Origin of the sequence: Solirubrobacter phytolaccae (genome assembly GCF_027587195.1) — a bacterium.
In the GTDB taxonomy this organism is placed as follows: Bacteria; Actinomycetota; Thermoleophilia; order Solirubrobacterales; family Solirubrobacteraceae; genus Solirubrobacter; species Solirubrobacter phytolaccae.
On record NZ_JAPDDP010000132.1, the window covers coordinates 1 to 10,265 of the forward strand.

Below are 10,265 nucleotides of genomic sequence, written 5' to 3' on the forward strand. Positions count from 1 at the left end.
CCCGGGCCTGTCAAGGCGATCGCTGCGCGACGGCTTCGCCGCCCTTCGGGTCGGGCTTGACAGACCCGGCGCCGCTGCGCTGACGTCCCAATGAGCCGGCTGCGCCGGAAACGCCCGCGCACACGGGCCAACACGCCATTGCCACCCATACGCGAGTCATGCGTCACTTTGGGCCCCCACAGGGCCCCAACTGACGGATCAATCCCGTCATCCGTCACTTAACGCCCTCCACGGGCGTCAACTGACGGATCACCCCAGGTCAGTGGTCTGCGCGCAGGTCCGCGCCCGGGCGCAATCCGGCGCAGCCGCTCACCCGCACAAGAGCGCACCGGCCGCGACGGGTCAAGAAATTCCTGGAGCGGCCTCGAGCCCCGAAGCCGCTCGGGCATGAATTTCTTGACGCGGCGCCCGACGGTGCGCTCCCCGGCGCCAACCCAACCCGCCGCACGCCACCCGAGCGGAACGCCACGCGGAACACAACCTCAAGGCCGCGGCGGCCGCGGCCGGGCCCGCTAGGGCAGGACCCAGGTGTCCTTCGCCCCACCGTTCTGGGACGAGTTCACCACCAGCGCGCCCTCGGAGCGGGCCACGCGCGTCAGGCCGCCCGGGAGGACGCGCGGCGCGCAGTTCTCGCCGAGGAAGACGAACGGGCGCAGGTCGATGTGGCGCGGCGCCAGACGGCCGCCTTCGACCACGGTCGGGTGCGTGGAGAGCATGACCATGCGCTGGGCGATCCAGGCGCCCGGGTCCTCGATGACGGCCTTGCGGGTCGCTTCGATCTCTTCGCGGGAGGCGCGCGGGGCGATCAGCACGCCGACGCCGCCGTGACCGGCGCGGGGCTTCAGGACGAGCTCGTCGAACACGTCCAGCGCCTCTTCCAACTGGCCCGGCTGGGCGAGGTCGTAGGTGGGCACCGAACGCAGGACCGGCTCCTCGCCGACGTAGAAGCGGATCATTTCCTCGACGTAGGCGTGGGTGAGCTTGTCATCGGCCACGCCGGTGCCGTACTGGTTCACCAGACCCAGCACGCCGCGGCGCACGGGGTCGATCAGCAGGCGGCCGATGTCGCTGTCCAGGCGGTCGGCGTTGGTGCGCCGGTAGATCACGTCGATCCGGCGCGGCTCGCGCAGGCCACGCGGCTTGAGCCACAGGAAGCCGTCGGCGCGCACCTCGAGCTCGTGCGGCTCCACCAGCGGAATCCCGAGGTGGCGCGAGAGCCAGGCGTGCTCCCAGTACGCGGAGTTGTGCTCCCCGTCGGTCAGCAGCGCGGCGACCGGCGCTCGGCGACCGCGCACGCTGTCCGGCGCGACCGTCCGCAGCGTGTCCGCCAGCAGGTCGACTTCGCCGTCCAACGGCCGCGGCGTGGCCTCCGGCGCCACGTCGATGTGCTCGAGCAGCGCGCGCCGCGTCGCGTGCAGGTAGGCGAACCCGGAGGGCGTGCGGACGTTGTCCTCCAGCACGAGCCACTCGCCGTTGCCGTCACGCACGAGATCGAGCCCGGCGACGCCGATCCACACGTTCCCGGGTGGCTTCAAGCCGCGCTGGCCTGCCTCGTAGTAGTCCGCGCTCGAGATCACTTCCGGCGGGACCACGCCCTCGGCGACGATCCGCTGGTCGCCGTACACGTCGGCGACGAACGCGTTCAAAGCCCGCACCCGCTGGGCGAGGCCGCGCTTGACCGGCTCCCAATCCGCGGCCGTGATCACGCGCGGGACCGGGTCCACGTAGAACTCCAGGTCGCCCTCGACCGAGGAGAAGCGCACACCCGCGCGCCGGAGCGACCGTGACACGCGCTGCGGCAGCCCGTCGGCGCCGGCCCGCAGCACCGCTTCCACGCCCGCGCGCGCCGCGGGGCGCAACGAAGCGTCGGCGTCGAACGCCTCGTCGAAGCACCCCTCGGTGACGGGGTAGTCGGCCAGCAGCTCGTCGGCGGGCGTCGAGGCCATCAGGCGCACCAGCCTGACACACCGTTCACACGCGGACGTTCGACACTCGGGCCAGGTCCGCAGGACCGCCTAACCTGACGCGGATGGCCCCACCCGCTGTCCTCTCCATCGCCGGCTCGGACTCCGGCGGCGGCGCCGGCATCCAGGCGGACCTGAAGGCGTTCGCGTACGCGGGCGTGCACGGCATGACCGCGATCACCGCGCTCACCGCCCAGAACACCGTGGGTGTCACCGGCATCCACCCGGTCCCGGCAGCCTTCATCGTCGAGCAGGTCAGGGCGGTGCACGAGGACATCGGCGTCGACGCGGTCAAGATCGGCATGCTCGGCACCGCGGCGACGGTCCGGGCAGTCAGCCGAGCGCTGGACCTCCTCCCACCGACAACGCCGATCGTGATCGACCCCGTGATGGTCTCCGAGAGCGGCGCCGTCCTGCTCGACGACGAAGCGCGCCAGGCGATCGTCACCGAGCTCCTGCCACGCGCGACCGTGATCACCCCGAACCTGCCGGAGGCGCGCGTGCTGGCCGGGAGCCACCAAAGCGAGCCGGCGTCCTGGGCGCACACCGGCGACGCAAGCGACGACGTCGCCGACCTCGCAACCACGCTCCACGCGCTCGGCCCGGCGCACGTCGTCATAACCGGCGGGCACCGCGACGAGATCGTCGACGTGTTCTACGACGGCATCGAAATTCACACGCTGACCGGGGAAAGATTCCCGGATGGGGCTGCGCATGGGTCCGGCTGTACCCACTCGAGCACGCTGGCAGCCCACCTGGCCCTGGGCGCCACCCCGCTCGAGGCCGCGCAGGCCGCGCGCAGCGCCGCGTCGCGCGCCGTGCAGCACGGCCTGCGCGACATCGGCAAGGGAGCTGGACCCGTGGACGTGCTCAACGTCGCCGTCCGTGCCCTGACGGCGCGTCAGCTTGGCGCGACCGACCCTAAAGGACACCTCAGCGCACGTGACATAATGCGGCCATGAAGTTCCTGCGGATGCGCCCGGGATACGGTGAGCAGCTGATCGCCGAAGGTGACCCTGAGGTCGCCGAGGACGAACAGCGTCTCGTCACCGAGTTCCGCAAGCAGCTGGAGCTGGGCATGTGGGCGGCGATCCCGGTGGAGTCCGAGAGCGGCCGTCGCGAGGCGGAGATGGTCCACCGCTTCGACCAGATCCCGCGCGCCGCCGACCGCGTCATCTTCTTCCCGCGCGCCGCGGGGGGAGCTTCGTAACACCCGTGCTCGTCGCGCTCTGCGCCACGGCGATCGTCGTCATCGCCCTGCTGTGGGAGGTGATGCTGCCGTACTTCGAGCGTCGCGGAGAAGCACGCCGGGCGCGCAAGGCCGCGCTCGAGGCCGGCCACATCGGGGACTTCGACCCGGGCCGTGAGCGCCGCGCCGAGCAGCGCGCCCGCGAGCTCCTGCGCTCGTGCGTGAACGAGGAGGAGTGGGAGATGTACCGGGACCTGGGGCTCATCCGGGTCTGGGGCGGGGAGAGCCTGGACAAGGAGCTCCGCGGCGTCCCGTACGCGTACCTCATCTACCCGCACAAGCCGATCGTGGCCTACCTGCCGCAGACCGGCCGCCTGCTCAACGAGTACTGCGTCGAGTTCCCGGACGAGTCCAAGCCGTACGGCAGCAGCCGGCTGCCCGACTCCGACGACGTGCTCGCCAAGTGGATGGCGCTCAAGGGCGACGAACGCCGCCTGATCAACAGCGCCAACATGCACCTGCCCGGCCGCCAGGTCGATCAGAAGACGATCCAGCGTGACATCTGGCGCATCGGGCGCTGGGAGCGCGAGCGGCTGGAACGTACGCGACGCGCTTCCTCCGGCGCGGCGTAACATCGCCGGATGGACCTCAAGCACCGCTCTCGGGCACTGACCGAGGGCCGTGACCGCGCGGCCGCCCGCGCGTACCTGAAGGGCATCGGCTACGACGACGAGGCCCTGAGCAAGCCGATCATCGGCGTCGCGAACACGTGGACCGAGACGATGCCGTGCAACTTCCACCTGCGCGCGCTCGCGAAGTTCGTCAAGGACGGGATCAAGGCCGCCGGGGGAACCCCGATGGAGTTCAACACGGTCGCGATCTCCGACGGCATCACGATGGGCACGTCGGGCATGAAGACGAGCCTGGTGAGCCGCGAGGTGGTGGCGGACAGCATCGAGCTCGTCACGCTCGGCCACCTCTTCGACGCCGTCATCTGCCTGTGCGCGTGCGACAAGACGATTCCCGGCACGGTGATGGCGCTCGCCCGCCTCGACGTGCCCGGCGTGATGCTCTACGGCGGCTCGATCCCGCCCGGCCACTACAAGGGCAAGGACATCACGATCATGGACGTCTTCGAGGCGGTGGGCGCGAACGCGGCGGGCAAGATCACCGACCAGGACCTCGCCGACATCGAGGCGGCCGCCAGCCCCGGCGCCGGCGCGTGCGGCGGCCAGTACACGGCCAACACGATGGCGATGGCGTTCGAGATGATGGGCATCAGCCCGATCGGCCCAAGCCTCGCGCCGGCGCAGGACGCCACGAAGTCCGACCACGCCTACGCGGCCGGCGAGCTGGTCATGGACGTCCTCCGACGAGGCCAGCGCCCGTCAGATCTCATCACGAAGGAGAGCCTCGAGAACGCGATCCTCGCGGTCGCGGCGTCCGGTGGCTCCACCAACGCCGTCCTGCACCTGCTGGCGGTGGCGCGCGAGGCCGGCGTCCCGCTCGACATCGACGACTTCGACCGGATCGCCGAGTCCACACCCAGCCTCTGCGACCTCAAGCCGGGCGGCCGGTTCGTCGCCACCGACCTGCACGCGGCCGGCGGCACCGCCGTGCTCGCCCAGCGACTCCAGGCCCTGGGGCTCCTCAACGAGTACGCGCCGACGGTGACCGGCAAGACGATCGGCCAGCACGCGCAGGAGGCGGACGAGGCGCCGGGCCAGGAAGTCATCCGCCCGCTGGACAACCCGATCAAGAAGACCGGCGGCATCGCGATCCTCCGCGGCAACCTCGCCCCGGAGGGCAGCGTCGTCAAGCTCAGCGGCCACGAACGGCGCCACCACACGGGTCCGGCGCGTGTCTTCGAGGGCGAGGAGGCGTGCATGCAAGCCGTCACGTCAGGCCAGATCAACCCCGGCGACGTCGTCGTGATCCGCAACGAGGGTCCCGCCGGCGGCCCGGGCATGCGCGAGATGCTGGCCGTGACCGCGGCGATCGTGGGGGAGGGCCTGGGCGACAGCGTCGCGCTGCTCACCGACGGTCGCTTTTCCGGCGCCACGCGCGGCTTCATGGCCGGCCACATCGCCCCCGAGGCGGTCCACAAGGGCCCGATCGCCGCTGTCCGCGAAGGCGAGTCGATCACGATCGATGTCGACGCCCGACGGATCGACCTCGACGTGCCGGACGAGGAGATCCGGCAGCGGCTCGCCGACTACGTGCCGCCGCCGACCATGACCCGCGGCGTGCTCGGCAAGTACGCCGCGCTCGTCGCGAGCGCGAGCGAGGGTGCGATCACTCAGCGATGAACGCGTCGAGCAGCCCGTTGAACCGCGACGGGCGCTCGACCATCGACAGATGGCCCGTGTCGTCGAAGATCTCGACACGGGCGTTCGGGCCGATCAGCCGCTCGAACTCGTAGGCGTCCTCGACCGGGATGAGGATGTCGTTGCGGCCCCAGACGATCAGCGTCGGGATCTCGATCTCCGGCAGCCGGTCGCGGAACGAGTAGCCGAGCACGGCGTCCAGCCCGCCGACGAACCCGGGCGTCCCCGCGCCCACCACCAGCTCGCTCGCCAAAGGCACCGACAGCTTCTCCGGATACCGCACGACCAGCTGCAGCGCCGCCCGCCGCAGCCGCGGCCGCGACGCCACCGGCAGCTGCTTGACGCCCGCCCGCGCCGCGCCGACGGCCATCAGCCGCCCGACCGCCATCACGGGCTCCTTCCACATGTTCTCCGCGGAGATCCCCGCCGAGGACACCAGCACGAGCTTGCGCACGCGCGTGGGGAAGGCCAAGGCCAGCTCCGCCCCGATGAACCCGCCCATCGAGTTGCCGACGACCACCGGCGACTCGATCTCCAGCCGGTCGCAGAGCGCGTCGATCACCCGCGCAAACCCCTGGATCGAGATCCGCCCGGCCGGCATCTCCGACCCACCGAAGCCCGGCAGGTCCGGCGCCAGCACGCGGAAGCGCCCCATGAACGCGGGGATGTTCAGCAGCCAGTTCTGCCACAGCCCGCCGAGCCCGTGCAGGAACAGCAGCGGCGGGCCGTCGCCGCCCGTGTCGATGACGTTGATCCGCTTGCCGAGGATCAGCTCACTGCGCGTCAGAGACGGCCAGTCGACCGAGATCCAGCTCGAGTCGTCGCCGTCGGCGTAGTCCGGGTCCGGCCGGGAACGGAGAAACGCGTTGAGCGGGAGCGCGCGAACCTGCCCGAGGAACCCCGACACGCCGCTACCGTACCAACGCTCGTGCGCCTCGCGATCGACATCGACTCGACGCTGCACCCGTACTGGGACCAGCTCGCGGAGATCGCCAAACGCCGCTACGGCGTCGATCTGCCCTACGACACCCAATACACGTGGGCGATCGACCGCCTCACGCCCGAGCAGCTGAAGACGATCGTTGACGAGACCCACAGCGCCGACCACGTGCTCGCCGCCGAGCCGTATCCGGGCGCGGTCGAGGCGATCACGCACTGGCACGAGCAGGGGCACTTCATCCACATCACGAGCCACCGGGCCGCGGAGACGCACCCGCACACGGCGCAGTGGCTCGACACGATCGCCCTGCCGCACGACGACCTGTACTGCTCGTCCGACAAGATCTCCCGTTGCGTGGAGCTCGAGATCGACGTCCTCATCGACGACTCACCGGACAACCTGCGGCGCGCGGCCGAAGTGGGTATCACCGCCGCGACGCTCGAGCACCCGTGGAACCGGGACCTGCCCGGCGTCATCTCCGCCCCCGACTGGCCGACGCTCGCGCAGCGGCTGGAGTCGCATCTGTCTTGAAAGCGCTCGAACCCCCACCCGACCACCGCGCCCATCTCCCGGCCATCGAGCCCGAGCGCCAGGTCACGGACTGGGGGCGCTCCGAGCGCGTCGAGGGCTTCTTCGACAAGACGATCTACGAGTTCCTCTACCACTACTGGTTCCGGGTCGAGGTCGACGGGATCGAGCACGTCCCGTCCACCGGCGGCGCGCTGCTCGTCTCCAACCACTCCGGCGCGCTCCCGCCCGACGCCTCGATGATCGCCAAGGCGATCAAGACCGAGCACGCGCGCCCGCGCAACCTGCATCTGACCGTCGAGCACTTCTTCAAGGGCTATCCCGGCCTGTCCCTGCTCGTCTCCAAGCTCGGCGGCGTGCCCGCGCACCCGGCCAACGTCCACCGGCTCCTGCACGACGAGGAGGAGCTCGTGCTCGTATTCCCCGAGGGCGCGAAGGGCACCGAGAAGCTCTACAAGGACCGCTACCGGCTTCAGCGCTTCGGCCGCGGCGGCTTCGTGGAGTCGGCGATGAAGGCGCGCGCCCCGATCGTCCCGATCGCGCTCGTCGGTGCCGAGGAGGCGATGCCGATCTTCGCGCACGTCCGCCTGCTCAAAAAGCTGACCGGGCTCATCTACTTCCCGGTCATCCCGGCGCCCGGCTACCTGCCCGCGAAGTTCTTCATCCGCTTCCTGGAGCCGATCCCGACCGACCAGTGGGGCGACGAGCCGTGGAACGACAAGGGGCTCGTGCAGACGGTCGCCGAAGAGGTCCGCGCCCGCATCCAGGAGGAGCTGTACACGATGCTCGCCGAGCGCAAGTCGGTGTGGCTCGGATGAGCCGGCGCGTCCTGATCACCGGCCTCTCCAGCTACTGGGGCGGCCGCCTCGCGCAGGAGCTGGAGAAGGACGAGGCCGTGGAGGTGCTGATCGGCGTCTCCACCGACGACCCGAGCCTCCCGCTGGAACGCACCGAGTTCGTGCGCGTCGGCACCCACCACGCGCTGCTGCGCCGGATCGTCCACGCCGCCGAGATCGACACCGTGATCGACACCCGCCTGATCGTGGACTCCGCGACCGCGCCGCCGCGGGTCGCCCACGAGCAGAACGTGATCGGGACGATGAACATCCTCGCCGCGTGCGGTGGGCCGGATTCGCCCGTGACCAAGGTCGTCTTCAAGTCGAGCGCCCACTACTACGGCTGCGAGCGCGACGACCCGGGCTTCTTCACCGAGGAGATGCGCCGCCCGCACCCGCCGCGCACGCGGCTGGAGTCCGACATCGTCGAGGCCGACGACGCCGTCCGCGGCTTCGCGGAGCGCAACCCGAAGGTCACGGTCACCACGCTGCGCTTCTGCAACGGCCTCGGCCCGGATCTGCACAACTCGCACAGCCGGCTGCTCGGCCTGCCCGCGGTGCCGGGGATCCTGGGTTTCGACCCGCGCTACCAGTTCATCCACGAGGACGACATCGTCGGCGCGCTCCACTACGCCGCCAAGACCGAGCTCCCGGGGATCTACAACGCCGCACCCGACGGCGTGCTGGTGCTGAGCGAGGTCGCGAGCCTGCTCGGCAAGCTCTACGCGCCGCTGCTGCCGCCGTGGGGGACGAGCCTCGGCACCGCCGCCGCGGGTCTGGTGGGCGTCAAGGTCCCCGACGAGGTCCGTCAGCAGCTGCGCTACGGACGCGGCCTCGACAACCGCAAGCTCAAGCAATCCGGCTTCCGGTTCGGCCTCACGACGAGGGAGACCGTGCAGGCTTTCGCCGCCGCTCAGCGGCTCAAACCGCTGAGGGAAAGCGGCGAGGCGCCATATCGGTACGAGCGTGAAGTCGAGGAGTTTCTGCGCTGGTCACCGAGTGTCCGACGCGACGAGTAATCTGCCTGACAGGCCAGCGGCGTTGCAGGGGTACTCCTACCGCCGGGGTTGGTCTTACCATTGCGGGGCCCCATGCGTACTCGCCTGATCGTCATTGCCTCCTTGCTCGTCGTCCTCGGCCTTGGCGTCGTCGGCGCCACGTACTTCTACGACCAGTCCAAGCAGGACCTGGTTGCAGAGGGCGTGAGGGTCAACGGTGTCCCCATCGGTGGGATGTCGCGCGCGCAAGCGGAGAAGAAGCTCTCGGACACGCTGCTCGCGCCGCTCGACCGCCCCGTGAAGGTCTCCTACAAGGACCGCACCTTCACGTTGACCCAGAAGGCCGCGTCGATCGGGATCGACATCCGCGGTTCCGTCGACAAGGCGCTCGAGCGCTCCCAGCAGGGCGGGATGTTCTCCCGCTCGTGGCGGAACCTGCGCAATGAGTCGATCAACACCGAGCTCGCCGCCGACGTGAGCTGGAACAAGCCCGCGATCGACAAGCTGGTCAAGCGCGTGCGCAAGTCGATCGACCGCCAGCCCAAGGACGCGAACCTTGACCTGACGGAGGGCAAGGTCGAGCCGACGACCTCCCGCACCGGCGTCCGCGTGAAGTACAACACGCTGGCCAAGGAGCTCGAGAAGACGCTGCTGACGCCGGGCGCGACGGAAGAGGTCGCGGTCAAGACCACCGTCGTCCAGCCCAAGGTCTCGACGAAGCAGATCGCCGAGAAGTACCCGGCGATCCTCATCGCGGACCGCAAGAACTTCAAGCTGAAGCTCTACAAGAACCTCAAGCTGCAGAAGACGTACGGGATCGCCGTGGGCAAGGTCGGCATGGACACGCCGGCCGGGCTCTACAACATCCAGAACAAGGCGATCAACCCGGCCTGGCACGTGCCGAACTCCGACTGGGCGGGCGATCTGGCCGGCAAGGTCATCCCGGGCGACGACCCGTCGAACCCGATCAAGGCCCGCTGGCTCGGCATCTACGACGGTGTCGGCATCCACGGCACCTCGGACGACGCCTCGATCGGCTCGGCGGCCTCGCACGGCTGCCTGCGCATGCACATCCCGGACGTCGAGGAGCTCTATGAAGAGGTTCCCGTCGGCGCTCCCATTTACATCGCGTAGTGAACCCCGCGGGCTAGGCGGACAGATAGGGGTGTGAACCCCAGCCGTCAAGCCCGCTTCGAAGCGCTCTTCACCGAGCACTACGCGGCGGTGCACCGCTACGCGCTCCGGCGCGCCGAGCCGCCGCTGGCCGAGGAGGTCGTCAACGAGGCGTTCCTCGTCGCCTGGCGCAAGCTCGACCAGGTGCCGGAGGAGCCGCTCCCATGGCTCTATTCCACCGCGGGCCACGTGCTCGCGAACCGGCGCCGCGAGGCCAACCGCCACGCGCGGAGAGTGGCCGCCGCGGCCGCCGACGGGGGCGCCACAGCGGCGCGCCCGGGCGACCCCGCCGACCGCCGCCGCTCCGGCG

The 10,265-nt window shown here is 70.2% G+C and carries 11 protein-coding genes; 9 read left to right on the forward strand and 2 right to left on the reverse strand.

The genetic code is table 11. From position 1 onward, the window contains the following. Positions 1-512: 512 nt before the first annotated feature. The gene (locus tag OJ997_RS35475; RefSeq protein WP_270030186.1) at positions 513-1,946 is read right to left on the reverse strand and encodes a circularly permuted type 2 ATP-grasp protein; all 1,434 of its coding nucleotides are present in this window, start codon (positions 1,944-1,946) and stop codon (positions 513-515) included. Between the two features lie 83 nt (positions 1,947-2,029). Between OJ997_RS35475 and thiD the strand changes: the two genes are divergently transcribed. The 4 genes from thiD to ilvD are packed head-to-tail and all read left to right on the forward strand — an operon-like array spanning position 2,030 to position 5,462. Further along, positions 2,030-2,926 (forward strand): bifunctional hydroxymethylpyrimidine kinase/phosphomethylpyrimidine kinase, encoded by an 897-nt coding sequence (thiD, locus tag OJ997_RS35480; protein ID WP_270030187.1) that lies wholly within the window; start codon positions 2,030-2,032, stop codon positions 2,924-2,926. Next, positions 2,923-3,174 carry a hypothetical protein gene (locus tag OJ997_RS35485; protein ID WP_270030188.1) on the forward strand — a complete coding sequence of 84 codons (252 nt, stop codon included), beginning with the start codon at positions 2,923-2,925 and terminating at the stop codon, positions 3,172-3,174. The genes thiD and OJ997_RS35485 overlap by 4 nt, the downstream gene beginning before the upstream one ends. A gap of 5 nt (positions 3,175-3,179) precedes the next feature. Further along, positions 3,180-3,785, forward strand: a complete 606-nt coding sequence (locus OJ997_RS35490; RefSeq protein ID WP_270030189.1) for a hypothetical protein — start codon at positions 3,180-3,182, stop codon at positions 3,783-3,785. Between the two features lie 9 nt (positions 3,786-3,794). Further along, positions 3,795-5,462: a dihydroxy-acid dehydratase gene (ilvD, locus tag OJ997_RS35495; protein WP_270030190.1), complete on the forward strand. Its 1,668-nt coding sequence runs from the start codon at positions 3,795-3,797 to the stop codon at positions 5,460-5,462. Here the strand turns inward: ilvD and OJ997_RS35500 are convergent. Then, entirely contained in the window at positions 5,449-6,387 is a 939-nt protein-coding gene (locus OJ997_RS35500) for an alpha/beta fold hydrolase (RefSeq protein WP_270030191.1), read from the reverse strand. The two genes, ilvD and OJ997_RS35500, sit on opposite strands and share 14 nt — an antisense overlap. Before the next feature lie 21 nt (positions 6,388-6,408). On the opposite strand from OJ997_RS35500, the gene OJ997_RS35505 reads away from it, so the two are divergent. The 5 genes from OJ997_RS35505 to OJ997_RS35525 all read left to right on the forward strand — a co-directional run. Then, on the forward strand, positions 6,409-6,951 hold the full coding sequence (locus OJ997_RS35505) for a 5' nucleotidase, NT5C type (protein ID WP_270030192.1): 543 nt from the start codon (positions 6,409-6,411) through the stop codon (positions 6,949-6,951). Beyond that, the gene (locus OJ997_RS35510; RefSeq protein WP_270030194.1) at positions 6,948-7,766 is read left to right on the forward strand and encodes a lysophospholipid acyltransferase family protein; all 819 of its coding nucleotides are present in this window, start codon (positions 6,948-6,950) and stop codon (positions 7,764-7,766) included. The genes OJ997_RS35505 and OJ997_RS35510 overlap by 4 nt, the downstream gene beginning before the upstream one ends. After that, positions 7,763-8,803, forward strand: coding sequence for an NAD-dependent epimerase/dehydratase family protein (locus tag OJ997_RS35515; protein WP_270030195.1), 1,041 nt, complete (start codon positions 7,763-7,765; stop codon positions 8,801-8,803). The genes OJ997_RS35510 and OJ997_RS35515 overlap by 4 nt, the downstream gene beginning before the upstream one ends. Positions 8,804-8,875: 72 nt before the next feature. Then, positions 8,876-9,916, forward strand: coding sequence for a L,D-transpeptidase family protein (locus tag OJ997_RS35520; RefSeq protein WP_270030197.1), 1,041 nt, complete (start codon positions 8,876-8,878; stop codon positions 9,914-9,916). 33 nt (positions 9,917-9,949) lie between these two features. Next, positions 9,950-10,265 (forward strand): RNA polymerase sigma factor (locus OJ997_RS35525; protein ID WP_270030198.1); only part of this gene is annotated, 316 nt, incomplete at its 3' end.